This is a genomic window from Lacibacterium aquatile (genome assembly GCF_042683105.1).
Classification (GTDB): domain Bacteria; phylum Pseudomonadota; class Alphaproteobacteria; order Elsterales; family Elsteraceae; genus Lacibacterium; species Lacibacterium aquatile.
Genome location: NZ_JBHUIP010000014.1, coordinates 169614 through 195133 on the forward strand (window position 1 = coordinate 169614; position 25520 = coordinate 195133).

Annotated in this window: 26 protein-coding genes; 18 read left to right on the plus strand and 8 right to left on the minus strand. The window is 61.1% G+C overall.

The features are described from left to right. Window positions 1–7: 7 nt before the first annotated feature. A complete protein-coding gene (locus ACFSM5_RS17910) occupies window positions 8–505 on the plus strand; it encodes a hypothetical protein (RefSeq protein WP_379877915.1) in 498 nt (165 codons plus the stop codon). A gap of 33 nt (window positions 506–538) precedes the next feature. Here the strand turns inward: ACFSM5_RS17910 and ACFSM5_RS17915 are convergent, their stop codons facing one another. After that, complete coding sequence (locus ACFSM5_RS17915) at window positions 539–949, minus strand: ribbon-helix-helix domain-containing protein (protein ID WP_379877916.1); 411 nt, start codon at window positions 947–949, stop codon at window positions 539–541. Between the two features lie 211 nt (window positions 950–1160). Between ACFSM5_RS17915 and scpA the strand changes: the two genes are divergently transcribed. Continuing rightward, window positions 1161–3311: a methylmalonyl-CoA mutase gene (scpA, locus tag ACFSM5_RS17920; RefSeq protein WP_379877918.1), complete on the plus strand. Its 2151-nt coding sequence runs from the start codon at window positions 1161–1163 to the stop codon at window positions 3309–3311. A 160-nt stretch (window positions 3312–3471) separates the two neighbouring features. After that, window positions 3472–3717 (plus strand): hypothetical protein, encoded by a 246-nt coding sequence (locus ACFSM5_RS17925; RefSeq protein ID WP_379877920.1) that lies wholly within the window; start codon window positions 3472–3474, stop codon window positions 3715–3717. A 188-nt stretch (window positions 3718–3905) separates the two neighbouring features. Here the strand turns inward: ACFSM5_RS17925 and ACFSM5_RS17930 are convergent, their stop codons facing one another. Further along, window positions 3906–4823 carry a LysR substrate-binding domain-containing protein gene (locus tag ACFSM5_RS17930; RefSeq protein WP_379877921.1) on the minus strand — a complete coding sequence of 306 codons (918 nt, stop codon included), beginning with the start codon at window positions 4821–4823 and terminating at the stop codon, window positions 3906–3908. Between the two features lie 109 nt (window positions 4824–4932). Here ACFSM5_RS17930 and ACFSM5_RS17935 point away from each other — a divergent pair, with 109 nt between their 5' ends. The 4 genes from ACFSM5_RS17935 to ACFSM5_RS17950 all read left to right on the plus strand — a co-directional run bounded on the left by ACFSM5_RS17935 (window position 4933) and on the right by ACFSM5_RS17950 (window position 8054). Further along, complete coding sequence (locus ACFSM5_RS17935; protein ID WP_379877922.1) at window positions 4933–5949, plus strand: zinc-dependent alcohol dehydrogenase family protein; 1017 nt, start codon at window positions 4933–4935, stop codon at window positions 5947–5949. 31 nt (window positions 5950–5980) lie between these two features. Continuing rightward, the gene (locus tag ACFSM5_RS17940) at window positions 5981–6514 is read left to right on the plus strand and encodes a GNAT family N-acetyltransferase (RefSeq protein ID WP_379877923.1); all 534 of its coding nucleotides are present in this window, start codon (window positions 5981–5983) and stop codon (window positions 6512–6514) included. Between the two features lie 67 nt (window positions 6515–6581). Next, complete coding sequence (locus ACFSM5_RS17945; RefSeq protein ID WP_379877924.1) at window positions 6582–7349, plus strand: sulfite exporter TauE/SafE family protein; 768 nt, start codon at window positions 6582–6584, stop codon at window positions 7347–7349. 105 nt (window positions 7350–7454) lie between these two features. Then, a complete protein-coding gene (locus ACFSM5_RS17950; RefSeq protein WP_379877925.1) occupies window positions 7455–8054 on the plus strand; it encodes an isochorismatase family protein in 600 nt (199 codons plus the stop codon). Here the strand turns inward: ACFSM5_RS17950 and ACFSM5_RS17955 are convergent. The 6 genes from ACFSM5_RS17955 to rfaD all read right to left on the minus strand — a co-directional run bounded on the left by ACFSM5_RS17955 (window position 8040) and on the right by rfaD (window position 13523). Next, window positions 8040–8909, minus strand: a complete 870-nt coding sequence (locus ACFSM5_RS17955) for a LysR family transcriptional regulator (protein WP_379877926.1) — start codon at window positions 8907–8909, stop codon at window positions 8040–8042. The two genes, ACFSM5_RS17950 and ACFSM5_RS17955, sit on opposite strands and share 15 nt — an antisense overlap. After that, window positions 8906–9760 carry a hypothetical protein gene (locus tag ACFSM5_RS17960; RefSeq protein WP_379877927.1) on the minus strand — a complete coding sequence of 285 codons (855 nt, stop codon included), beginning with the start codon at window positions 9758–9760 and terminating at the stop codon, window positions 8906–8908. The genes ACFSM5_RS17955 and ACFSM5_RS17960 overlap by 4 nt, the downstream gene beginning before the upstream one ends. Before the next feature lie 66 nt (window positions 9761–9826). Continuing rightward, window positions 9827–10594, minus strand: coding sequence for a peptidoglycan editing factor PgeF (gene pgeF, locus ACFSM5_RS17965; protein ID WP_379877928.1), 768 nt, complete (start codon window positions 10592–10594; stop codon window positions 9827–9829). Beyond that, on the minus strand, window positions 10594–11685 hold the full coding sequence (locus tag ACFSM5_RS17970; RefSeq protein WP_379877929.1) for a class I SAM-dependent methyltransferase: 1092 nt from the start codon (window positions 11683–11685) through the stop codon (window positions 10594–10596). The genes pgeF and ACFSM5_RS17970 overlap by 1 nt, the downstream gene beginning before the upstream one ends. Then, window positions 11682–12515, minus strand: a complete 834-nt coding sequence (gene lgt / locus ACFSM5_RS17975; RefSeq protein WP_379877930.1) for a prolipoprotein diacylglyceryl transferase — start codon at window positions 12513–12515, stop codon at window positions 11682–11684. Before lgt ends, ACFSM5_RS17970 begins: the two co-directional genes overlap by 4 nt. Before the next feature lie 21 nt (window positions 12516–12536). Next, complete coding sequence (gene rfaD, locus ACFSM5_RS17980) at window positions 12537–13523, minus strand: ADP-glyceromanno-heptose 6-epimerase (protein ID WP_379877931.1); 987 nt, start codon at window positions 13521–13523, stop codon at window positions 12537–12539. Between the two features lie 151 nt (window positions 13524–13674). Between rfaD and ACFSM5_RS17985 the strand changes: the two genes are divergently transcribed. The 11 genes from ACFSM5_RS17985 (at window position 13675) to ACFSM5_RS18035 (ending at window position 25493) form a co-directional block, all read left to right on the plus strand. Further along, a complete protein-coding gene (locus tag ACFSM5_RS17985) occupies window positions 13675–14877 on the plus strand; it encodes a DUF898 family protein (protein ID WP_379877932.1) in 1203 nt (400 codons plus the stop codon). A 136-nt stretch (window positions 14878–15013) separates the two neighbouring features. Further along, window positions 15014–16282 carry a YjgN family protein gene (locus ACFSM5_RS17990; RefSeq protein WP_379877933.1) on the plus strand — a complete coding sequence of 423 codons (1269 nt, stop codon included), beginning with the start codon at window positions 15014–15016 and terminating at the stop codon, window positions 16280–16282. Beyond that, complete coding sequence (locus ACFSM5_RS17995) at window positions 16275–17354, plus strand: M48 family metallopeptidase (protein ID WP_379877934.1); 1080 nt, start codon at window positions 16275–16277, stop codon at window positions 17352–17354. The genes ACFSM5_RS17990 and ACFSM5_RS17995 overlap by 8 nt, the downstream gene beginning before the upstream one ends. Window positions 17355–17445: 91 nt before the next feature. Then, on the plus strand, window positions 17446–17763 hold the full coding sequence (locus ACFSM5_RS18000; protein WP_379877936.1) for an accessory factor UbiK family protein: 318 nt from the start codon (window positions 17446–17448) through the stop codon (window positions 17761–17763). A 196-nt stretch (window positions 17764–17959) separates the two neighbouring features. Next, window positions 17960–18469 carry a type III secretion system chaperone family protein gene (locus ACFSM5_RS18005; protein WP_379877937.1) on the plus strand — a complete coding sequence of 170 codons (510 nt, stop codon included), beginning with the start codon at window positions 17960–17962 and terminating at the stop codon, window positions 18467–18469. A 37-nt stretch (window positions 18470–18506) separates the two neighbouring features. Next, a complete protein-coding gene (gene proC / locus ACFSM5_RS18010; RefSeq protein WP_379877938.1) occupies window positions 18507–19319 on the plus strand; it encodes a pyrroline-5-carboxylate reductase in 813 nt (270 codons plus the stop codon). Window positions 19320–19329: 10 nt separating this feature from the next. Beyond that, window positions 19330–19803 (plus strand): YbaK/EbsC family protein, encoded by a 474-nt coding sequence (locus ACFSM5_RS18015; RefSeq protein ID WP_379877940.1) that lies wholly within the window; start codon window positions 19330–19332, stop codon window positions 19801–19803. A 103-nt stretch (window positions 19804–19906) separates the two neighbouring features. After that, complete coding sequence (locus ACFSM5_RS18020; RefSeq protein ID WP_379877942.1) at window positions 19907–20506, plus strand: hypothetical protein; 600 nt, start codon at window positions 19907–19909, stop codon at window positions 20504–20506. 55 nt (window positions 20507–20561) lie between these two features. After that, complete coding sequence (locus tag ACFSM5_RS18025; protein ID WP_379877943.1) at window positions 20562–21011, plus strand: phasin family protein; 450 nt, start codon at window positions 20562–20564, stop codon at window positions 21009–21011. A 159-nt stretch (window positions 21012–21170) separates the two neighbouring features. After that, a complete protein-coding gene (locus tag ACFSM5_RS18030; protein WP_379877944.1) occupies window positions 21171–23171 on the plus strand; it encodes a methyl-accepting chemotaxis protein in 2001 nt (666 codons plus the stop codon). A gap of 90 nt (window positions 23172–23261) precedes the next feature. Next, window positions 23262–25493 carry an ATP-dependent helicase gene (locus ACFSM5_RS18035; protein WP_379877945.1) on the plus strand — a complete coding sequence of 744 codons (2232 nt, stop codon included), beginning with the start codon at window positions 23262–23264 and terminating at the stop codon, window positions 25491–25493. Window positions 25494–25520: the final 27 nt, after the last annotated feature.

A 25520-nucleotide genomic window follows, 5' to 3' on the forward strand; every position in this document is an offset into this window, starting at 1 on the left:
GCGAAGCATGACAGAGATTGATACCGCCCGACTGACGGCGACTTTGGCTGAAGTCAAACAGCAACTTGAGTTTATTCAAAGTGAGATTGCCTCTATCCGGCATCCCATGGCGACCGAAGATCGTTTAAATGCCGCTAGTCTTGAACTGGACGCTATTGTTCAGGCGACTGAAAAGGCGACGAACGGCATTTTGGGGCTGGCCGAGAAGATTGCTGACGAGGCCGGAAAGGTTCCCGGCGCCGAAAAGATCTCGGAACTCGCCGAGGAGCTTTTCACGGAATGCGCCTTTCAGGACATCACCGGTCAGCGTGTTGCAAAAGTCATCACAACTCTGACGTTTGTGGATGAACGTATAGGCACGATCATCGATCTGTTCGGTGACGAGTTCAACAATGTACCTGTCCCGGAAAATGGCCCGGCCGACGCCGATTCCAATCTCCTGAACGGCCCGCAGCTTAACAAGCCGGGGGTCAGCCAGTCCGACATTGATGCGATGTTCGGCTAACGCCGAGGGGACGCGCTAGTCGGCTAAGTCCGCTCAGTGATCCTGCCGCCCGCGTGTCGTCAGTTCGGCGCGGGTGGTGGCGAAACGCTCCAGCACCTTGTCGAGCAAACCTGGCAGCGTGTTGGGTGGCGTTAGCGGTACATGGCTGTCATCGCTGTCATGGGCGGCCGATGGCTTGTTGGCTGCGCGGATCAGCGGCTGAGCGATATCGGCGATGGTGCGGAAATAGAACAGCACGAAGACGCGCACAGCGGACGCGAGGCTAGACCCCAGCCGCCGCTGGTCGATCAGAGTCAGAATCTCCGCCAGCGTCAATTCTTCCCGGTTGGAGATATCTTCAAGACCATCCCAGACAACCGTCTCTATACTGATAGAAGTGCGTCTGCCGGATACGGTAACGGTGCGACGATATCGGGCACCTTCATCGCTCTCGCTTGTGCTCAAGTCTAGGAATCCACAGGGTACGTTGTCACAGCAGCACACAATTGTATGCAGAGACGCGCACAGTGACGCATTTTTCCCCTCAACTCAAGTCTATGCGGCACTGCACCGTAAAGATCGGCGTTAAGTTTACTGAGTCTCTCTCGGTCGCTATAGTCGCCGCCAGAGATAGGGCCCCAATGAGGCCAAAAAAATAGCTGGAGGGAATGGTTGCATGGGCGAGTTTACCAAGCCGGTGTTGGATACTTGGGAGGCGACTGTTGCTTCGGAGCTGAAGGGCGCGGGCTCTGACAGCCTCACCTGGATGACGCCGGAAGGTATAGCAGTCAAAGCGCTTTATACTGAAGCTGATCTTCAGGGAATTAACCATTTGGGCTCACTGCCGGGGATCGCGCCTTTTACCCGCGGGCCACGGGCGACGATGTATGCGAATCGCCCCTGGACCATCCGGCAATACGCGGGTTTCTCTACCGCCGAGGAATCCAACAAATTCTATAAAGCCAATCTTGCCGCCGGTCAGATGGGCTTGTCGGTTGCCTTCGATCTCGCGACGCACCGTGGCTATGACAGCGACCATCCGCGCGTGGTGGGGGATGTCGGCAAGGCGGGTGTCGCCATCGATAGTGTCGAGGATATGAAGATCCTCTTCGACGGCATTCCGCTCGACAAGATGAGCGTGTCCATGACCATGAACGGCGCCGTGCTGCCAGTGCTCGCGGGTTACATCGTGGCCGCAGAAGAGCAGGGCGTTCCGGCGGCCAAGCTTTCCGGGACCATTCAGAACGACATCCTCAAGGAGTTCATGGTCCGCAATACCTATATCTACCCGCCAACCCCCAGCATGCGGATCATCGCCGATATCATCGAGTACACGGCGCAGAACATGCCCAAGTACAACTCGATCTCCATCTCCGGCTACCACATGCAGGAGGCGGGGGCGACGGCGGTACAGGAGCTGGCCTTCACCCTGGCAGACGGCTTGGAGTATGTCCGCGCCGCCCTTTCCAAGGGGCTCAAGATCGATGAGTTCGCGCCGCGCCTGTCCTTCTTTTTCGCCATCGGCATGAATTTCTTCATGGAAGTGGCCAAGCTGCGCGCCGCGCGTCTGCTATGGGCCGAACTGATCCAGCCGTTCGATCCCAAAAACCAGATGAGTCTGGCGTTGCGCACCCACTGCCAGACCTCCGGCGTCTCCCTGACCGAACAGGATCCCTATAACAACGTCGTGCGTACGGCGGTCGAAGCCATGGCGGCGGTGTTGGGTGGAACCCAGTCACTGCATACCAACAGCTTTGACGAGGCTCTGGCGCTGCCGACGCCTTTTTCGGCCAAGATCGCGCGTAACACCCAGCTCATCATTGCCGAGGAAACGGGCGTCACCAAGGTCGTCGATCCGCTGGCGGGCAGCTATTACGTCGAAAGCCTGACGGCAGAACTGGCCGATGCCGCGCGCAAGCTGATTGCCGAGGTCGAAGCGATGGGCGGGATGACCAAGGCGGTCGAAACCGGCATGCCCAAGCTGCGCATCGAAGAGGCAGCGGCCCGTCGACAGGCTGCCATCGACCGTGGCGATGAAGTGATCGTCGGGGTCAATAAATATCGCTCCAACGATCCCTCGCCGGTCGAGATCCTGGATATCGATAATACTAAAGTGCGCGAGCAGCAGATCGCCCGCCTGAAGCAGATCCGCGCCAGCCGCGATGAGGCCAAGGTCCAGGCCACGCTTGATGCCTTGACCCGTATGGCGGAAACCGGCGAGGGCAATCTGCTGGCAGGCGCCATTGAGGCGACACGCGCCCGCGCCACGGTTGGGGAGATTTCGGATGCTCTCGAAAAAGTCTATGCACGCCATCGCGCGGTTATTCGCTCCGTGACCGGGGTCTATGGGTCGGCTTACGACGGTGACGATGGCTTTGCCAAGATCTGTGCGGATGTGGCCGCTTTTGCCGAAAAAGAGGGCCGCCGCCCGCGTATGCTGGTGGTCAAGCTGGGTCAGGATGGTCATGACCGTGGTGCCAAGGTGATTGCGACCGCCTTCGCGGACATCGGCTTCGACGTCGATATCGGCCCACTGTTCCAGACACCGGAAGAGGCGGCGCGCCAAGCCATCGAGAATGACGTCCATGTGGTGGGGGTCTCCAGCCAGGCTGCGGGCCATAAGACTCTCGTGCCTGCCCTGATCCAGGCGCTGCGGGCCGAAGGGGCCGACGACATCCTGGTGGTTGCAGGGGGTGTCATACCGCCGCAAGACTATGATTCTCTTCGATCTGAGGGCGTGGCGGCAATCTATGGGCCAGGTACCAATATTCCTGCGGCGGCGGCTGAGATTCTCTCCTTGATTGAATCTGGTCGTAATAAATCGTAACACCAAGTATTACTTCGTCTTGATTGAAAAGATCAGAGGTTAGATTATTGCCTCTGGTCTTTTTTATTGGATTTGCTAAAATTTGCCCTATTGAAAGATGGGGGCAAGAATGCCGCGTTTGATGATTGTCTTGGGTTTGCTTGGATTCGCGGGGACCGCCATGGCGCAGACTCCCGATGGTCCGCCATCTGCCAAAGGCGCCGAGGTGCGCTATCTGGCCCTGGTGAAGAACTCACCCTGGTTCCGCGCAAACCGCGAGCGTGTCGAATGTGGTCCCATTCAGGACACGTCGGTCCGTGCCACCTGTGTTGCAAGCTTCGGCCCGCGTCCCGTCGCCCTGCCTGCCGGTTTCGTTGCGCCGCCGCCGACGAAGCAGGCCAAGGAATGGACCGTCCCCAAAGACTGACGGCGCTCGGCCGGAGGGGGAATCTGCGTCGTTCCTTGAGATGCTCGGATCTTCACTTACCTGAAGTACGCTCCGGTCCTGCGCTCTCAAGCGCCTAGCATCTGACCCCTCCCGCCTTCGCTTCTACACTTAGAAAAGATCTGTCATCCCGCACTTGATGCGGGATCTTTTGTGGCCAAGCCACGTCGTCAGCCCTTAGCCCGCCCTCGCAGTTGCTCCTGCATTCCCGCCACCAGGGCATCCACGGCCGCGCGGACCTTCGAGGGCATGTGGCGCGTCTGCGGCCAGCAGGCGTAGACGTCGTAATCCAGCGTCCGATAGCTGCCCAGAACCGGCACAAGCGCACCCGACGCGACGCGGTCCCGCACCAGCCAGCAGGGCATGGAGGCGATGCCAGCGCCCGCGACGGCGGCATCCGCCAGCGACTCGATATCCTCGATCCGGATACGTCCCGTCGTATCGATCAGCTCTTCCCGGCCGCCCTCTCCGAAGAAGGTCCAGGCCTTTGCCCGCCCCCCGCGTCCGTAGGCCAGGCAATGGTGATCGCGCAGATCGGAAGGGACCTTCGGTTCGCCATGGCGCGCGAGATAGTTGGGCGCCGCGCAGAAGACCATCCCGAAACTGCCGATCTTGCGCGCCGTCAGACCGATGCTTTCCGGCAAGGGCGTGATGCGGATGGCAAGGTCGATCCGTTCCTCGGTCAGATCGACAAAGCGGTCGGCCAGGGAGAGATCGAGCTGCAGTTTCGGATGCCGTGTCGCAAGGCCCACCAGGATCGGCGCGACGCAATGGCGACCAAGCTGAACGGGTGCGCTGACACGAAGAGTGCCGGTCGGTTCCGCCCGGCGGGCATCGAGAGCGGTCTCGGCCTCGATCAGTTCGGCGAGCGCGCGCTGGCAGCGCTCGAAATAGGCCTCCCCTTCGTCTGTCAGACTCTGTTGACGGGTGGTGCGGTTGAAGAGGCGGACATCCAGCCGTTCCTCCAGCCGGGCAATGGATTTGCCGATGGCGGAGCGCGAGAGGTTGAGGCGCCGTGCCGCGCCGGCGAAGCTGCCTGCTTCCACGGCCTCAATGAAGGCGGCGATACCGCTCAATCGATCCGACATCGTCATCTCCATTGTAGATCTTTGATCTACAGATAAACGATATCTGACCGCCACTGGAGAGTTATCTGATCCGCTACCGTCCGCTCATCACTTTCCCAAGGAGTTGACGATGGGTAATCAGATGAAGCAATGGCAGTTCGGGCCCGAGGGGCGGGCGTCCCTGGCGCTGGCAGAGGTTCCTGTGCCGCAACCTGGACCCGGCGAGGCGCTGGTCAGGGTCAAAGCGGTATCTCTCAACTATCGCGACAAACTTATCCTGGACGATGTGGGCTATGTGCCGCTGGGCGGGACGAAGGTCCTAGGCTCCGACATGGCGGGTGAGGTTGTCGGTTTGGGCGAAGGGGCAGGCCGGGTCGCGCTGGGAGACCGGGTGATCGCGAATTTTGGTGGCGATTGGATCGATGGCCCGTCGCCCCGCATGGTCCCAACCCTGGGGGGAGCTTTAAAGGGCGTGTTGGCAGACTATGTGACGATGCCGGTCGAATGGTTGGTGAAGGCCCCGGCGAACCTGGATGATATCGAGGCAAGCACCTTGCCCATTGCCGGGCTTACAGCCTGGACGGCCCTGGTGGAGAATGGCCCGGTGCGTCCGGGACAGAGCGTGCTGGTGCAAGGCACCGGCGGTGTCGCGCTGTTTGCCGTGCAGATTGCGCTGGCAATGGGCGCGCAGGTTATCGTGACCTCCAGCGGTCCGGACAAGCTGGCACGCCTGCAGGCGTTGGGGCCTGTGCAGGGCATTGACCGCAAGCAACGCCCCGACTGGGAGGTGGCGGCCTTGGAACTGACGGATGGTCGCGGCGTCGATCATGTGCTTGAGATGGCGGGCGGCGACAATCTTATCCGGTCGGTGAAGGCTATCGCGCCGGGCGGCAAAATCTCGCTGATCGGGGTCATCGACGGTTTCTCTGCCAACCTGCCGCTGTTCGATGCCTTCCAGGCGCAGGCGACTCTGCAGGCTTTGCTTGTCGGGCATCGGACGGGATTGGAACATCTGATTCAGGCGGTGGAGCGGATCAAGCTGAAGCCGGTGATCGATAGCTCCTTCGATTTCACCGATGTGCCTGCGGCGCTGACCCGCCTGGATGAAGGTCCCCTTGGCAAGATCGTCATTCGAGTGGGGGGATGACGCCGCGCCGAAGGTGCGCTAACAAATCTGCATGACCTTCATCGCCCCCCTGATCGAAACGGCGCGGCTGCGCCTCCGCCCCCGCACCGCCGAGGATTTCGAGGCACAGCTCGCCATCGATCTTGACCCGGCGGTGCGCCAGTTCATTCCGATGCTGGCCTCGACGCGCGAGGAATTTGCTGAACGGTTCTTCGCGCGTCTGACGGGCGATCTGGCCGGGACCGGCTTCTATTGGTCGGTCGAAGAGCGCGATACTCCTGGCCTGATCGGGACGATCTTCATCGTTCCCTATCTCGAAACCACCGATTTCGAGCTGGGCTATCGCTATGCCCCCTCCGCCTGGGGTAAGGGCCTCGGCGGTGAGGCGGCGATAGCTGCGGCGCGTCATTGGTTCGAGATCCTGGGCCGCAAAAAGCTGGTCGGCGTGACAGGCGACAGCAATCACGGCTCTGCTGCCGTCCTGACCAAGGCTGGGTTGATCGAGACAGGGCGGGCGAGCTATCGCGGTCACGATGTCCGCTATTTCGAGAAGATCGCAGGGCAGGATTGCAGCGAGCGCGGTTGACCCGCCCTTAGGTTCCAGCCGACCGTTCCTCCCAATAATCAAAATCGATGCTGGGAGGAAACGGCACGTGACTTTGTTTGAAATCGCCCTGTTGGCCGGGTCGGGTCTGGTGGCCGGAATGATCAATGCGATCGCGGGCGGTGGTACCTTCTTCACTTTCTCGGCCCTGGTGGCGACCGGGGTTCCGGCCATCGCCGCCAATGCCACCAGCGCCGTGGCCGTCACGCCTGCCAATATTACCTCGACCCTGGCCTATCTGCCGGAAATCCGCCGGGATGCGGGGCGTTTCAAGACGCTGATCATCGTGAGCGTGCTGGGTAGCCTCTTTGGCGCCTGGCTGCTGACCCGGATCGAGAATGCCCAGTTCCGCGCGCTTGTACCCTGGCTGATCCTGCTGGCGACGGCGCTGTTCTTCGCCAGCCCCTATATCAAACGCTTCACTAGCCGCCATCACACCGAAGCAACCACCCAAGGACCGCTAAGGCGGTTTGCCGGGCGCATCTTCCAGACGGTAGTCGCGATCTATGGCGGCTTCTTCGGGGCCGGGATGGGTATCATGATGCTGGCGGGGCTTTCCCTGACCGAGCAGGAGAATTTCCACACCCTCAACGCTTTGAAGAATCTGCTGGCGATGCTGATCCAGATCACCTGCATCGCCCTCTTCATCTTCGGCGGGCTGATCGATTGGCACGCCTGCTTCCTGGTGATGGCAGGTGCCATCGGCGGCGGCTGGCTGGGGGTGAAGGTCGGGCGCAAACTGCCGGAAAAGGTCATCCGCTGGGTCGTCATCGGAACCGGCGCCATGCTGACCACGGTGTTCTTCGTCCGGGGGTAAAGTCCTTCCGCAAAAATGCAGAGAGATTTGGCAAAAGCTCGGATCGCCCTGAAAGATAAGACGGATTATTGCTGAGGCATCGCAAAACCTCCGATGGAGATTTCCATGGCCGCTCCCAAGACGCTACTCGATCATTCCAACGCCAAGCTGCCGATCCATTCCCTGGACCAGGGGCTTGTCGTGATCGTCGATGCCCAGACAGAATATCGCGAGGGTCGCCTGCCGCTTGATGGCATCGATGCCGCTGCTGCCGAAGTTGCCAAGCTGCTGGCGGCGGCCCGCAAAGCCGGGACACCTATCGTGCATATCAAGCAGATGGGGCGGCCGGATGGGCTGTTCGATCCGGCGACCTTCGGTGCCTTCCTGCCCGAGGCGATGCCGCTGGTGGGGGAGACCGTCATCGATAAGCGCAAGCCGAACTCCTTTGCCGGAACCGATCTGGAGACGGTCTATCGGGCCAGTGGGCGCCAGGGGATCATCCTGGCGGGTTTCATGACGCATATGTGCGTCTCCGCCACGGCGCGGTGTGCCCTGGATCTCGATATTCCGGTCACGCTGGTGGCCAAGGCGACGGCGAGCCGCGATCTACCGGCCATCGGCGGCGGAGTGGTTCCGGCCAAGGTGCTGCATGAGGCCGAACTGGCGGCGCTGGCGGATCGTTTTGTCTCTATTGCCCAGACTGTGGACGATCTAACCCAGGCTTGAGCAGAGGCGAACCAGCCAATCGGCGGCGGCGCGGACTCGGGCCGCGTCGCTTAAGTCTGGATGGAGCACCAGCCAGAGTTCCCGGTTGATGCCGGTATCAGCCAAGCGATAGAGGTCGGCTTCTTCCCGCGCAAACACATCCGGCAGGCAGGCGATACCCAGCCCCGCCCGACAGGCCGCAATCTGGCCCGTAAGGCTGCTGAGGCGCGCCATCACCTTGGCATCCCGCCCCTGCTCTGAGAGCCAGCTCGCCTCGGGCGTCGCCCCGATACTGCTGTCTGGAACGATCAGCGGGCGGTTATCGAGGCCAGGGTTTACGGGCCATTGCCAGTCGATCCCCGTCGATCCGTAAAGGCCAAGGGTGAGTGTGGCGAGCTTGCGGGCTTTCAGGTCCGGTTCCGTCGGTCGCCCCAGGCGCAAGGCGAGGTCGGCATCCCGGCGCGTGAGGTCGAGGGTGCGGTTGTCGGCGATAACCTCCAGCACCAGTCCCGGATGTTCCTGTGCCAATTGGGGCAGGGCGGGGGCAATGACGCGGGCAGCGATCATCTCCAGTGTGGTCACCCGCACGGTGCCGGTCGGGCGGGCGTCGAGGCCGGAAAGCTGGCGCTCGACCCCCAGGGCCGCGGCTTCCATCGACCGGGCGCCAGCCACGGCGGTTTCCCCAGCGGCTGTCAGGTGGATGCCATCCCCGTTCCGTTCGATCAGCCGTACCCCCAGGCGGGCCTCCATGGCTGAGAGGCGGCGGGTGACGGTGGATTGATCGACGGCCAGTGCACGGGCCGCACCGGACAGGGTTGCACCCCGGCTCAAGGCCAGCAGTGTTTTCAGATGTTCCCAGTCGAGCGGGCTGCTCACGGCTGCTTTTTAGGCAGGGGGGCTTTCTCAATCAGCGGCTTCAACCCATCGACCGCCCCTTCGGCGGCAAAGAGCGCGGTTTCACCCCAGGTGCGATCCAGGCTGTTGGCAGGAATGTCGTTTTCCTGAGTTATGGTGCCGATTTCGCTGCCGTCGGGCTGGAACAGGCCCCAGTTGAGGCGGATGGCCTGCAGAAGGCCAACGGGCTTGCCGATCTCGATCTTACCGCGAATGGTCAGGGTTGTCGGACCGGCCTTGTCCGCGATCAGCACACCCCGCTGCTTCAGGGTATATTCCAGCGCGCGCTTAAGGGCGGTATTGCCATCCCCAGGCGCGCCGGTGACATCCCCGATCAGCACGCCGCTATCGAGCGGCACGGCAGCGGTGGAAGTGGCAAGCAGCGGGATCACCCGGCCCGAGATGGTTTGCCCCATGCGGGCAACTTGCCCCGGCGTCGGGCGCAGGCCCGCAGCGCGCGGCACCGTCTCGCGCTGCTCCCACTGAACCTGTTTGCCGTCCGGCCCGACGAACTGCCACATCAGGGCCAACTGATTCTCTGCCGGTCCGATGGGGTAGATCTGCCCCGCTGCCCGCAGAAGAGCGGAACCGCGATTACCCGTACCGACGGCGGCGGGGATATCTGCGGTGCGCAAATTCTCGGCGACGGAGTCGGCGAGGGCTTGAGCCAGATCGGGGGGTATGCCGCTTGGCACCTCTACCCACACGCCGGTTGCATCCCGCAGCATCAGCAGCGGACTCGCCTTTTCCTCGAACGTCGGGGCGTAGGGGGCAGGCAGCGGCTGACAGGCGGCAAGCAGCGCCGTCAGCACCAGGATCACAACATGACGCATCCGACCAACATCGCTATGAACATCATGGCAAGGAGCATGAAGAAGTGCGGCATCACGGCCTGCCGGTCAAGCCGTGGGAAGACAGATGGCGCTGATCTGGCGCCCATAATCGCCGCCCCCCGCAAGCGTCACGCGGCGATAAGAAAAGAAACGGGCATCGTCGGGCAGCGTATCTGCTTCGACCCACTCAACACCGCCGATGCGCAGCTTGCCGATCTGCTTCAGCAGGTATCCGGGTAAGTCGAACATCGCGTGGCCATCCCGTTCGGCAGGAATGAAGAACTCGACGTTGCCCTCATCGGCTTCGACAAAGGTGTTCATAAAATCCAGCGACACCTCGTAGGAGGCTGGGCCGATGCAGGGGCCAATGGCACAGCGGATACTCCCGCGCTTAGCACCCAAGGCCACCATTGCCTCGACCGTGCGGGCGGCGACACCGCCGAACGCCCCCCGCCAGCCTGCATGGGCAGCGCCAATGACTCCTGCGTCCTTGTCGGCAAACAGCAGCGGTGCGCAATCGGCGGCCAACACACCCAGGGCGATGCCCGGTACTTTTGTTACGAGGCCATCGGCCTTGGGGGTATTCTCACGCGTCCAGGGTTCGGTGACGGTGACGACATCGGGGCTGTGGATCTGATGGACGGTGAGCAACTGGTCGGCGCCCAGATATTTGGCGACGCGCGACCTGTTCTCGCCTACCGCGATGGGATTATCGTCCGATCCAAGACCGCAGTTGAGGCTGTCGTATATACCCTTGCTGATCCCGCCCTTGCGGGTGAAGAAACCATGGGGCAGACCGGCAAGCTGCGGGGAGGTCAGGGGCGAAAGGCTCATCAGCGAACAAAACCAGGTAGGGGTTTCAGACCGCGCGGACCAAAAGCGACCACTTTGAACAGCGATCCCATGCGATCCTGCGCCGTGAGGCGGGCAAGCCCGTCGAGAATTCCGATGGAGGTAACGGTATCGGTGTCGCGGGTCAAACGATCCGCGCGCTCGTGAATCCCAAGGCGCTCCAGGAACACTCCCTGTTCAACGGGACCATGAACCTCGACACCTTCCAGCCCGGCGGCCGCCACGACGGCGGAAAAATCCACATGGGCGGTCAGATCTGCCTCGCCTGGGCGCGCCAGAACAGGATGGAATTTATGGCCTCGGATCGCCTGGAGCGAATCGCCGGTGGCCGGGCGCGAATAACCATAGTCGACCAGAACAGCGGCCCCGCCGGAGCGTTTGATGCGCCTTGCGATTGCCGTGGAGACCGAACGGGCGTCCGGCGACACTTCCGCAATCGTCCCGTCGGGGGCGTTAGTGACCATGGGCGACAGCAGGCGGGCCAAGGGCGAGGGCTGTTCGGAGCGGCCGAAGGTGAAGCCGCCGTCTTCGGCCGAAAGCATGACCTGGCGCTCGTACCACTCACCCTCATGCTTGATGAGCTGATGGATCGGCAGGGCGTCCAGAAACTCGTTTGCGATCAGCAGCAGCGGACCGTCTGGCACGGTTTCCAGATCGTCGTGCCAAGTCACATCGATCCCGTCGAGCGCCCGGCGCTGACGGGCTCGTAAAACCGGGCTGGTCTCGACCAGATGGACTTCGACGGCTTGATAGAAGGTCGGGACCACGCTTTTGACCGCGCGCAGGGCGTCCGCCATCAGGGTGCCGCGGCCCGGTCCCAGTTCCACGAGGCGGATAGGCTTAGGCTGGCCGATCAGGGCCCATAGGTGGGCGCACCAGAAGCCCAGAAGCTCGCCAAACATCTGCGAGACTTCCGGTGCCGTGACGAAATCGGCAGCACCCAAGGGGTCGCGAGTGCGGTAATAGCCATGCTCGGGATGGCCGAGCGCAAGGCGCATATAGTCGGCAATGGTGATCGGCGCCTCGGCAAGGCGCCGTTTCAGCAGGTTCTCAAGGGGCGTAAGCGCCGTCACCGGGTCGCGGCCGCAGGCCGGGCGGGCGCGAAGCTGCCCTGCAAGGCCTGTCGAATGATAAAGGCTCCGACCGCGATCATCGGCAGCGAGAGCAACTGGCCCATCGACAGACCAGCCGTCAGAAGGCCGAGGAAGCTGTCGGGTTCGCGGAAGAACTCGCCGATGAAGCGCGCAACGCCGTACCCGGCCAGGAAGGTGCCGGAGATGACGCCGGGATACTTGCGCATGCCCTTCTTTTCGAGCACCAGCAGAACCAAGAACAGGATCAAGCCTTCCATCGCGGCCTGATACAATTGGCTCGGGTGGCGCAGCACCTGCTTTTCGTCGTGCGGGAATACCATAGCCCAGGCCACATCGGTCGCCCGGCCGTAAAGCTCGCCATTCACGAAATTGGCGATGCGGCCAAGCCCCAGGCCAATCGGAACCACGGCGCAGACGATATCGCCCAAGCCGAAGACCGGCAGCTTCTTGACCCGCGCGAAAATGATAATGGCAACGATGACGCCCAGCGCCCCGCCATGGAAGGCCATGCCACCGTTCCACACCTGCAGGATCTCGCCGGGGTTCTGGAGATAATGCATCGGCTTGTAGAACAGCACATAGCCCAGGCGCCCGCCCAGAATCACACCTAACGTCGCGTAGGTGACGAAATCCTCGATCAGCTTCGGATTCCAGCCCCAGGAAAGCGCGGCTTTGCCTGCGAGCTTCTTGGCATAGAACCAACCGAGCAGAATCCCAACGATATAGGCCAGCGCATACCAGCGGATCGCAATCGGGCCGACGGCGATGGCGACCGGGTTAATCATGGGGAAGGGAAGGGCAAAGAACATCGTAAAAGGCTTACGCTCTGATCAGAGATAGGGGTCTTCAGCAGCAAGATACTCTTGCACGTAGCGCGCCACGCCAGCTTCCAAGGGGGTGGTCTGGCGGTCGTATCCGGCGGCGCGCAGACGGTCCAGCGAGGCTTGCGTGAAGTATTGATACTTGTCGCGGATTTCGACGGGCGTGTCGATGTATTCGATATCCGGCGCCTTACCCAATGCGGCATAGACAGCGCTCGCGAGGTCCTTGAAACTACGGGCGCCGCCCGATCCGACGTTGAAAAGTCCACTGACGTCCGGGCGTTCGAGCAGCCAGATCATCACATCGACCACATCGCCGACCCAGACGAAATCGCGCAGCTGCCCGCCGTCTTCATAGTCTGGCCGATGGGAGCGGAACAGCTTTGCCGCCTCTCCCTTCGCCGCGCGCGGGAAGATATGGCCGACGACGCTCTTCTGGCCGCCCTTGTGATATTCATTGGGGCCATAGACGTTGAAGAACTTGAGGCCTGCCCATTGCGGCGGCGTCGGCTCGCCGCGCGAGACCATGCGCGCGATGCGCCGGTCGGTCGCATGTTTGGACCAGCCATAAGCATTCAGTGGCTGGAACTTCGCCAGATCCTCGATAGCAGAACTGTCTTCAAAGCCTGCCGAACCATCGCCATAGGTCGCGGCGGAGGAGGCATAGATGAAACGGGCGCCGCGCCAGGTGCACCAATCCCATAACTTCATCGTCAGGCGGAAATTGCTGTCGTTGATCAGATCCGCATCGGTCTCGGTGGTCGCGGAGATGGCGCCGAGATGGAAAATGGCATCGATCTCGGCCGCGTGATCATCGAGATAGGCGAAGGTTTCCTCGGGCGGGATGACGGCGACGAGTTCGCGTTTGGCGATGTTGCGCCATTTGTCGTCGCTGCCCAGACGGTCGATGACCACGAGATCATGGTGACCTTTGGCCTCGAGAGCCGCCAGAAGGTTCGATCCGATGAATCCGGCACCACCGGTTACGACGATCATGCTACACGGCCCCTTGCGCTTCTGTCCGGCGCTTTATAGGACGCCTCCCCCTCACCTCACAAGGGGGGTGGCCCATGCGCGTTATGCGTGCATAGTGACTAAGGGCGCCTGCAAGCTTGTGCGATTAGGTGAAGGTTTACAGGAATAACGGATGAGCGATTTGGGTTCTCCAGGCCCCAGGCAATCCCCGGATCAGGCATCCGATGTGACCTTGGCTTATGACGGCACGGCGAAGGCGGTCGCGGCCCTGTGGATCTGGAACGGTTGCGTTACGTTCGTAACGCTGGGGATCTTCTTTTTCTGGGCCAAAAACCGGATGCGCCAATATCTTTGGAGCCGCTTTAGTCTGGATGGGAGCCGGGTCGAATATACCGGGACGGAAGCGGGGCTCTTCAAAGGTTTCATCGTTGCCTTCCTCGCCTTCCTGGCCGTCACGATGGCGTATCGCTTCGCCCTGTCGGCGGTCCCATCGGATTCCTGGAAGAGCGCGAGCCTGACGGTCGGATATGTGAGCCTGCTGCTGCTTCTGATCAGCACGGCGCGCTATTTTTCCCATCGATATCGGCTGAACCATACGCGTTGGCGCGATATGTCGGCTGGTTTTGGGCGGCAAGCCTCGGTCTGGGCCTATGGCGGGATGGTGGTGAGATACGCTCTTCTAAGCCTGGTGACGTTCGGTATCGCTTATCCGCTGGGATCCATGGCCCGCCGCCGTTACCTCTGGGGCCATAGCCAATTCGGTCAAACTGGCATCCACTGCAATGCCAAGGTGGGAAGCGCCTGGACACCCTGGCTGATCCATTGCGCCTTTTGGCTGGCCCTGATCCTTTTCGTGGTTCTCGGCAGATTCTATAGGCTGGCAACGGTGGACCTTCTTGGGTCCCATCTTCAGTTTCACTTCTATTCATATGGTGCCGTGGTCCTCTGGTACGTCGTGGTGGCTTTCCTGCTGACCGGTGCCTTCACCAGCCTGGCCGCCTATCGGTTGGCAGAGTTCAGGCAGTTGATTGACGGGATCTCCAACGCCGGTGTCACCGTCACAAGCGCGCTGCGATTGGGCCCCCTTCTGGGCCGGATGGTACTGGTGAAACTGCTCTACGTCATAATCATCATGGCGCTACTGCTAAGCTGTCTTGTCATGGTGATGACGACGCGGGTGACGCTTAACCAACTGTTCCCTCTGTTTGCCCTGGCGATCCTGGCGTGGATCATTCTCGACATTCTGGGGAGGTTGCTGCTGATGCACCCGCTCTATCGAGCCTTAGCCCGGACGATCCAAATTCGGGGCGCGCTGGATGGGGGCGGGCCGGGGCTGGGGCTGGGGCCGGGCGCGATTTCTGTTGGCGATGGCTAATCATTGTCTGTGGCGGCTACACATCTCGCGTGCATACTAGGCTCAAGTTCTCGCTCGCAGTCGCTGTTCCAGTGGAAGGGCGGACGGATTGCAGGGCGGATGAAACGACGTCGTGTTTTTTGAACAAGAGGTTTTGATGAGCGACATTAATTCCCTTCCCCCGGTTGGCGCTCCCCAGCAACCCGCCCAAAGCCTCGGCTACGACGGTGCGGGCGGGGAGATCGCGAAGATCGCGCTCTGGAACGGTTTTCTGACCCTGATCACCTTCGGTATCTTCCGCTTCTGGGCAAAAACCCGGATGCGCCGCTATGTCTGGAGCCGGTTCAGCTTCGATGGCGACCGGGTGGAATATACCGGGACGGGCGGCGAACTCTTCAAAGGGTTTCTGGTCGCCTCTCTGCTTTTCCTGGCCTTTGCCTTCCCGCTGCAGATCGCAATAGTTTTCACTGGCGAAGAGACCGCATTGGCGGGGGTTCTGAACCTTGTTTTCCTGATGGTTATCCTAGCACTGGTCTGGCTTGCGGGCTTTTTCGCTCATCGCTACCGCCTGACCCGCACCCGCTGGCGGGGGATCCGGGGTGGCATGCAGGCGAAGATCGGGCGTTACTTCGGGCTGGTGCTGGGGTATGGCCTGTTGACGATCATTACCTTGGGGATCACCTATCCCCTTGGTTCGTTGGCTCGCAAACGCTTCCTCTGGAATAACAGCCGTTTCGGCACCGCTGCGATTACCTGCGATGCGAAAGTCGGGCGCGCCTGGCTGCCTTGGCTGCTGCAATATGGTATCTGGATTGCTTTTCTGGTCTTCTCGTTCTTCGTCATATTTGGACAGCTCACCGCCGACGCGATGTCGGGCGATATCGATTGGGAAGACAGGGATAGCCTTTCCACCTATTTCGCTGGCATGGGCGCTGCGATGGTGGGCTGGGCTATTGCCTATCTATTCACTATCGCCGTCTCGACGGGGTGTATCGTCGCCTATTATCTGCGGGAACTACGCCAGATCTTGAATGGCCTTAGCGTGGCGGGGGTCAAGGTAATCTCGACCTTGAAGGCCCGTACAATGCTATGGCGCATCGTTGCGCTTGCGGCAATTCAGACCGTGGCGTTGCTCGTCGTCATGGTGGTCTTCACCGTCGTGGCAGGCGTCAGTGTCGGCGTCGGCTCCGGCGGTGGACCCGATCCGTCGGGCGTCATCATTGGTGCTGGCGTTCTTGCTTACATCGGCATCGCCGTTCTCTCAGTCGTTCTGGTCGCGCTGTTCTGGACCAATCCGCTCTACCGCACGATTGCCCAGACCACGGTCCTTATGGGGGCGATCGATATGGCGGCAGTTGGCCAGAATACCGATGCGCTTCCCACCCGTGGGGAGGGGCTGATGGAGCTGTTTGCAATCGATGGCTGATGGGATACTGCCGGTTTACCGCTTTTTCGACGGCGAAGTTGCTGTCCCCCGCGAGGTCTGGGCTGTTGTCGATACCGGTGCCCTGACGCTTGTGGATATCCATACACGGCATGAAAGAGCGCGCTGGCCGCGGGCCGATCTCCGGTCGGTGCCGGCCGCCTCGAAGGAGGATGCGGTTGTTCTGACCCTGGGCAATACCTCCGCTGCCCGGCTGATCACCGATGGCGATCTGCTGTTCCAGTTGGGCGGTCCACCTCCCTTCACCGGCGGCACCAGGCAGGAAAAGCTTAAAGCTTTCGGCTGGGTTGGAGCCTTTGGGGTGGCAGCATTGGCGATCTACTTCGGTCTGCCGCTGCTGGCCCGCTTTGCGCTGATCCCAATCCTGCCAGCCAGCTTCGAGCGGGGTCTTGGCACCAGTGTCGAGGGGCAGATGGTAACGCTGCTCAAGGCTATGGGCGGTGGGAGCGGGCGTCGTTGCGCTGATCTCGAGACTTCGCCCGAACTATCGGCGATGGCCCGTCCGCTGGGAGAGGTTGCGCAGCTCGATCCGCCTCTGACCCTCACCGTTTATGATCTTTATGTCCCCAATGCCTTCGCCATGCCGGGCAACCGAGTGGCGGTAACCCGGGGATTGCTGGATCGGCTGCGGACAACGGATCAACTGGCGGGGGTGGTCGCCCATGAGGTGTCGCACCTGCGGACCCGTGACCCGATGACGCGGCTGATCGCCAGCTTCGGTTGGCAGGCGATTTTCGGCCTGATCTTCGGGCAGGGTGTCGGCGGAGGCGTCGCCCAGCATGTTCTGCTGAGTGCAGATAGCCGGGCGGTGGAAACGCGGGCGGATGCCGGTGGGGTCGAACTGCTCGCGGCGTTGGGCTGGCGGCAGACTGGGCTGGCGGATGCCTTGGAGCGTATTGACCGTCGGGCCAAAGAAACCGGCGAGCGGACCGCCCTGAGCTATCTCATGAGCCATCCGCCTACGGCAGACAGAAAGACTGCACTGGCCCAGGCCGGGGAGGGAAAATCAGCTCCGCCTGCCGATTACACAATTTTGCAAAAGTTATGCTCTTAACTGACATCGGCAGAGGTTCGCTGCTGTAACGCTTGCGTCGCAGCAATAGGGACGCCATGTTCGGTTAAGAACATAGTCGAGGAGACTAATCATGATCGGTCAAGGCCGGCTATTCGAAGATATGAGCAAAGTCGCCGGGGGCGCCATGGGCGCGCTGTCAGGCTTGCGGGGCGAAGTTGAAACCATGATCAAGGCGCGGGTCGAAAAGGTCGCGTCCGAAATGGGCCTTGCCCGTCAGGATGAGGTAGATGCAGCGCTCGCCATGGCATCCAAGGCTCGTGAGGCTGAAGAATCCATGGCTGATCGACTGGCTGCGCTTGAGGAAAAAGTTGGCGAACTCGAAGCCAAACTGGCGGCCAAGCCCAAGCGGAAAGCCGAGGATAGCCAAGGTAAAGACGGAGCCGAATAGGCCCCTTTGCACTTGCGTCGGACGGGGGCATAGGCTATCACGCCCCGTCCAAAGTCCCGCCGATGCGACTTGTCGATAGGTGGGTTTTCTGGCAATCTTCGATCATGTGGTGGATGGTCGCGGACGTGGCCACAAGATATCGCTACGGTTTCGGTTGGAAAATCGGTCCGTGGCGCCGCTTCAAGGAGGCGACTTCATGACGACAACCGGATTAGCGACGGGCCAGGAAATCCCTGCCAATCCGCTCGACATCGTCGAAGAGATCATCGCCGCCAACGATTGGCCCTTCGACCGGGCTTCGGATGACGAGCTGGTCGCCGAGTCGCGCGGCCGCTGGTGCGATTATCGCCTCTTCTTTGTCTGGCGTGACGATGTCTCGGCCTTGCATGTCTCCTGCGCCTTCGACCTGAAGGTCCCGCAGACCCGTCGGCGCGAGGTCAATGATCTTCTGTCGCTGCTGAACGAGAAGCTCTGGATCGGCCATTTCGATATTACCGCCGAAGAAGGCATGCCCGCCTTCCGCCACACGCTGCCCCTGCGCGGTTTGCCTGCTGGGGCCAGCGTCGAGCAGCTGGAAGATGTGGTGGATGCGGCATTGACCGAATGCGAACGCTTCTATCCCGCCTTCCAATTCGTGGTTTGGGGTGGCAAGAGCGCGAATGAAGCCATGGAAGCGGCTTTGTTCGAAACCATCGGCGAAGCCTGAGTTCATCAGGCTTCTTTTCTTCTAAGGAAGTTTCTCCATGTCCCTGGGTTCGGTGCTGCTTGTCGGTTGTGGCAAGATGGGCGGCGCGATGGCGCGCGGCTGGCTGAAGGCCGGTGTCGAGAAAATCGTGATCGTGGAGCCTTATCCGGCGGCCATCGGCGATGATCTTGCGAACCATCCCAAGGTGACTTCGGCTGCCACGATTGATGCACTCGGCGTCGAAATCCCATCGACGGTCGTTCTGGCGGTAAAGCCCCAGATGATGGCGGCTGCCCTCGAACAATTAGCGCCCAAGCTTTCAAGCGGTGCACTCGTCGTCACCATCGCGGCGGGCAAGGTGATGGAATTCTATCGCCAGTATCTGCCCAAGGCTGCCCTGGTCCGCGCCATGCCCAATCTGCCAGCCTCCATCGGCAAAGGTATTTCGGTTGCGGTTGCCTCGCCCGAGGTTACGCCTGCGCAGAAGGCGACCGCCGAGGCGTTGCTGAAGGCTTGCGGAGAGGTGGGCTGGGTTCCCGAAGAACCGCTGCTCGATCCCGTCACGGCGCTTTCCGGCGGTGGCCCCGCCTATGTCTTCAATCTGGTCGAAGCCATGGCGGCGGCTGGGGTTGCAGCAGGGCTGGAGGCGGATCTCGCCATGCGGCTGGCTCGGAATACCGTTGCGGGTTCGGGCGCGCTCCTCGATGAGTCCGAGCTTCCTGCCGCGACCTTGCGCGAGAATGTTTGCTCCCCCGGTGGCACCACTATCGAGGCGATCAAGATCCTGCGGGCCGAACCGGGCCTGGAGGAGCTTATGACGCGGGCGATTGGTGCAGCCTCTGCCCGCGCGACCGAACTCGGCAAGCTTTAGGGGCCTCGTTGTGGATAATCATGAGGGGATTGCCCGGGTGCGTGCAGCCCTGGCGGCGGCGGGGATTGAGGATCGGACCCGCCTCTTTGCGGAACCGGCCCGCACCTCGCCCGAGGCGGCGCAGGCCTTGGCGTGCGATGTGGCGCAGATTGCAAAATCCATTGTCTTCAGAGGCGAGGGCGACCGGCCGGTGCTGGTGGTTGCGAGCGGCGCGAACCGGGTCGATGAAAGCAAGGTTGCAGCCCTGCTGGGCTACGGCCTTGGCAAGGCGAATGCAGCCTATGTGCGAGAGGTTTCGGGCTTCGTGATCGGCGGCGTTTCGCCGATTGGATGGCTGACCCAGCCCGCGGTGCTGTTGGATCGTGATCTGCTGGCGTTGAGAGAATGCTGGGCCGCTGCGGGGCACCCCAACGCGATGATGCGCCTGACGTCTGACGAGTTGCAGCGGCTGACACAGGCCTCTGCCGCCGATATCGCTGCCTAAAAAGTAACCGGCTTATTCTGCCTGCGGCGTTGACGGGCCAGGGTATCGGGCGCAAGCTCCACCCTTCTCGCGACAGAACCCCTTTCCTTTCGGGAGGCTGCCGATGACCGATCAGAATGATGCTATCCGCCTGGCGGCAGCCGAGGTCTTTGCGGAAAATGGCTGGCGTCAGCCCGCCTGGCAGAAGGTGGCCGACCGGGCCGGAGTTCCCCTGGCCGAAGTCTTTGCCCTCTACCCTGATATCCCGGCTCTGCTCCGTGATTGGCATGCGGTTGCTGATCGCGCCATGCTTGCTGATCTAGGGCCGGATGAGACCGAGGGGTCAGATCATGATCGGTTGTTTGCCCTGATTATGCGGCGCTTCGATGCGCTGATGCCTTTCCGCCCTGCGCTGGCGGGGTTGACCGAGAGCAATGCCGGTCTTGCCTTTCTGATGCTGCCCCTGGCGCCGCTCATGGAGCGCTCGATGCTTTGGGCGCTTGAAGCCGGTGGCATGACGACCAATCCCATACGAGATCTCTATCGCGCGGCGTTGCTGGTCGCGGCGGATGCGGCATTGTTCCGGGTCTGGCGGCAGGATGCCTCCGAGGACCTGGGGTCGACCATGAAGGAACTCGACCGTCAGTTGAAACGGATGGCGAAATTGCCGGGTTTTGTGCGCCGCAATATCGACCTTGACGATGACAGGAAGGCTGCGGCATAGTGCCGCCTGTTGCGTTGCAGCATAAATAGAATTCCACTTATTGGGGAGAAGCGTCGTGGTGAATGCTCCGGGTAACCCGTTCAAGGATTTCGATTTCTCGAAGATGGACTTCGGCAAGGTCCTGTCGGATATGAAGGTCCAGGTGCCGGGCATCGACGTTGACGCGTTGGTCCAGGCACAGCGCCGCAATATCGAAGCGGTGACCCAGGCCAATCAGCTGGCCGTGGAAGGTATGCAGGCTGTCCTGCGTCGCCAGACCGAGATCATGCGCCAGACCGTCGAAGAGACCCAGACCGCCTTGCGCGATGCCATGACCCAGGGTGCGCCCGACGCCAAGATTGTGAAGCAGGCCGATCTGGCCAAGGTGACTTTCGAGAAGGCCCTCGCGAATCTGCGCGAACTGGCCGAAATCGTTACCAAGTCGAACCAGGAAGCCGCCGACGTGATTAACAAGCGCTTCTCGGCCAGCATTGACGAGCTGAAGGCTCTGATCAAGACCAAGTAAGTTACTGGCCTATTATTTGGGCATTGAAGGCGTTATTTCCGGGCGGTCGAAAAAACATCGACCGCCCGGTTGCTTTTTGAAAACATTTAATTAAAAGTTCATTGCGTGAATTGGCCAAAATCCTATTAGGCTAAGAATTCTTGATTTGAGGTATAGTGAATGCGTATCGGCGTTCGCGGTCGTTTGTGGGCTGCTATTGGACTGATTGCTTTTTTGCCAGTGATGGGGGCCGTGGTTGCTGAAAATGCTTTCGAGCAGTTCAGTGCCGCTTTAGGCGGAATAATCGATAGGCAGTTGCCCCAGACCGAGCAGGCACTTTTACTGTCGGTTGAAGGTGAACGTCTGGTTGGTTACGGGCCTACGCTCATTCAGGCGCCGCCAGGTCAACATAAGGCCCTGCTGGCCCAGGCAGACCAATCGTTCGAGACGTCAAGACAATTGCAGACACGCCTCAAAGAGGGTGGCGCGGACGAGGTTGTCATTGATGCGATGGCTTCCTTCTTTTCCGATATGCGTCGCAATCTGGCTCAGATGTCGCAGTTCGCCTTAAGCATCGACGAACGCCGCGTGACCTTGAACAATCTGATGAAGGAGACCGACGCGGCGGTCCAGGCGACCAATCATGCGGCCGACAGTTTTACGGATGCCAAGGGGATCGCGCTGCGCCAGGGAAGCGCGCAGATCGCGACCCAAATCATGGCCGTTCCCTTCGAAGCGGATCCTGATCAACTCGATCATCGCAAGACTGCGACGAAAGCCTATCTTTCCACTCTCCAGCGTCAGATGCGGAATATAGAGGGCGATGCGGCGCCGCGTGTGGCCAATGCCCTCGGGCTCTGGAAAGCGATCTTGGACAAGGATCCTTTCGGCCTGCGACAGCAGATGCTGCTGGACCAGGAAGATCTCGACCTTCAGCTGACCAGCAACCAGACCTTAAGCGAGCAGATCCGCGCCAAGACGCAGGATCTTGCCAAGGATAGTCGCGAAGCGGTCAGCGGTGCTGCGGTTGACGCCAAGGTCTTCATCAATAACAGCCGGATCCAGTTGGGTGTGATGGCTCTTGGCGCTCTGGTGGCGGCGGCGCTGATTGCCTGGCTTTACGTCAACAGGTCGATTGTTCGGCGGCTGCTGGCCGTGGAAGGCGCGATGGGGCGGCTGGCCGGTGGTGACTTGAGCGTCGAGGTTACGCCGCGTGGTCGCGACGAAATTACCGCTATGGCAGCCACCTTGCAGACCTTTAAGGATAACGCTCTGGCGGTCGAACGGCTGAATACGGAGAAGGCAGCTCAGGAGGCCCGCGTGGCTGAGGAGCAGCGTGCGGCCCTCAATGCGCTTGCCGATAGTTTTGAAGGGTCGGTTAGCAAACTTGTGGGTGAAGTCGATCAGGCCGCAACGGCTGTGAGCGGGGCGACCGGTCACCTATCCAATGCCGTCACCGTGACCCGCAGCAAGGCCGAGGCTGTTACGTCAGCTTCCGATCAGGCGACCAGCCACGTGCAATCTGTGGCGACGGCAGCCGAACAGCTCGCAGCGTCCATTGGCGATATCGGCCGTCAGGTACATCAGGCAGCGGAGATCTCCGTGCGCGCTGCCGAGACGGTGGGAGTCAGTCGGACCCAGGTGGACTCCCTCGTCCAGCAAGCCAACCGGATCGGATCGGTTGTTGGTCTGATTACCGAGATCGCGAGCCAGACCAACCTGCTGGCCCTGAATGCCACCATCGAGGCAGCCCGTGCCGGCGAAGCAGGCAAAGGGTTCGCTGTCGTGGCGTCGGAGGTGAAAAGCCTTGCGACCCAGACAGCCCGTGCGACCGACGAGATCCGCTCGATGATCGACGCCATCACCCATGAGACGGGCTTGGTGGTGGGGTCCATCGACGATATCGCTGGTATCATCGCCGAAGTCCGCAATGTATCGACCATCATCGCTTCGGCGGTGGAGCAGCAAAGTGTGGCGACCGCGCAGATCGCCAATACCACCCAGGATGTAGCCGGGGCGACGGTGCGGGTGAACGCCAATATCCGCGATGTCACCGATGCGTCTGACCAGGCCGCCGGGGCTGCGACCAGCCTAAACCAAGCCTCCAGCCTGCTCGACCATGCATCGGTCAGTTTGCGGGGGGAAGTGCAGAAGTTCCTGATGACGGTGCGTACCGGCTGACCTTAAACAGAGCGGGGCATCTTAGGCAGCCGTTCGTGTGTCCATGTTCCAGGACTAGCCGTATGACGCGCGTCGCGCTATATCAGCCGGATGTCCGAACAAGCCCCTACCTCGCTGCCGCCCTATGTGGCTGGTCTCAATCCCGCACAACGCCAAGCTGTCCTGACGACTGACGGGCCGGTACTGGTCTTGTCAGGTGCGGGGACCGGCAAGACGCGGGTGCTGACCACCCGGATCGCCCATCTGATCGCGACCCGGAAAGCCTGGCCATCGCAGATCCTGGCGGTCACTTTCACTAACAAGGCTGCGCGCGAGATGCGGGATCGTATCGCCGCGCTGGTAGGGCCAGTGGCGCAGGATCTCTGGCTCGGGACGTTCCATGCCTTGGCTGCGCGCATGTTGCGCCGACATGCCGAGATGGTCGGGCTGCGCTCTAATTTCACGATTCTTGATACCGACGACCAGCTGCGTCTGCTGAAGCAGATCCTGACGGCAGCGGAAATTGACGAGAAGCGCTGGCCTGCCAAGGCTGTTCTGGGCGCTATCGAGCGCTGGAAGGACAAGGGCCTGACGCCGGAAAAACTGGCCGGCGATGCGGGGGGCGAGATGGCGGGTGGACGCCTCGTCCAGCTCTATGCCGATTATCAGGAGCGGCTGCGCACGCTGAACGCCTGCGACTTCGGCGACCTGATGCTGCATATGGTGGCGCTGCTGCAGAAGGAACCGGACCTGCTGCGCGAGTATCAGCAGAAGTTCAAATACCTGTTGGTGGATGAATATCAGGATACCAATACCGTCCAGTATCTCTGGCTGCGCCTGCTGGCCCAGGGGCATAAGAATCTCTGCTGTGTAGGCGATGACGATCAGTCGATCTACGGCTGGCGCGGGGCGGAGATCGACAATATTCTGCGCTTCGAGAAGGATTTCCCTGGCGCTGCCATCGTGCGCCTGGAACAGAACTACCGCTCGACCCCGCATATCCTGGCGGCGGCGTCGGGGCTGATCGCGAATAATGCTGACCGCCTGGGCAAGACCCTCTGGACTGAAGTGGCGGACGGCGAGAAGGTCCGCGTCAACGGCGTCTGGGATGGGCCGGAAGAAGCCCGGACGATTGGCGAGATCATCGAGGATCTGCAGCGCGAGGGCCATTCGCTCGCCGAAATCGCTATCTTGATCCGCGCCGGTTTCCAGACCCGCGAGTTCGAAGAACGTTTCCTCACCCTCGGCATGCCCTACAAGGTGGTCGGCGGTCTGCGCTTTTATGAGCGCGCCGAAATCCGTGATGCTGTCGCCTATCTGCGGGTCATTGCTCAACCTGACGATGATCTCGCGCTGGAGCGCATCATCAATACGCCCCGCCGAGGACTGGGGGATACGGCGCTCGCCAATCTGCGGCGCATCGGCCGGGCGCTTGGTGCTTCCCTCATGACCACCATGTCGCAGGTGATTGGGACCGATGAGCTGAAACCCGCGGCCCGCAAGGCGGTTGCGGCGCTGGTCAATGACTTCGACCGTTGGCGCACACTCGCGGCGGGTGTCCCGGCCCAGGAGCTGGTGGAAACCATCCTGGAGGAATCTGGCTATACTGACATGTGGCGGGCGGATAAATCGCCTGAAGCCCCCGGACGCCTCGACAATCTGAAGGAATTGGTCCAGGCGGTCGGCGAGTTCGATACGCTTGAAGGTTTCCTGGAGCACGTCTCGCTGGTCATGGAAAATACGACCGAGACTGGTGCCGAACAGGTCACCTTGATGACGATGCACGGTGCCAAGGGACTGGAGTTCGACAGTGTCTTCCTGCCGGGGTGGGAAGAGGGGGTTTTTCCCAGCCAGCGATCCCTGGATGAAAGCGGTTCGAGAGGGCTGGAAGAGGAGCGTCGGCTTGCATATGTCGGCTTGACCCGTGCTCGTAAGCGTGCCTATGTCTTCCATGCGGCCAACAGACGCATCCATGGACAATGGGTATCGTCGGTGCCGTCACGTTTTCTGGCCGAGTTGCCGCCCGCTCATCTGGAGGAAGAGAACGCCAATGGTCTCGTCGGATCCCGCGCAGCAATGCGCGACGGTGGGTATGATTGGCAGGTGCCGACGGCGAATACTTGGACCCCGCGCCGACAACCTGTTCAGAATGTGACTTTAACACCTAGCCACACACAAGTAGCCTCCCGTAAAATTCCAAGTGTTAATGTGGGGGATCGTGTATTTCATCAGAAATTCGGCTATGGAAGTATTGTTGGGGCGGAGGGTGATAAACTAGAGGTTGCATTTGAGGTCGCGGGTTTGAAAAATGTGCTCGCGGGATACGTAGAAAGAGTTTCTTAACCAATCGGCTCGGCGGTATAGTGCAAC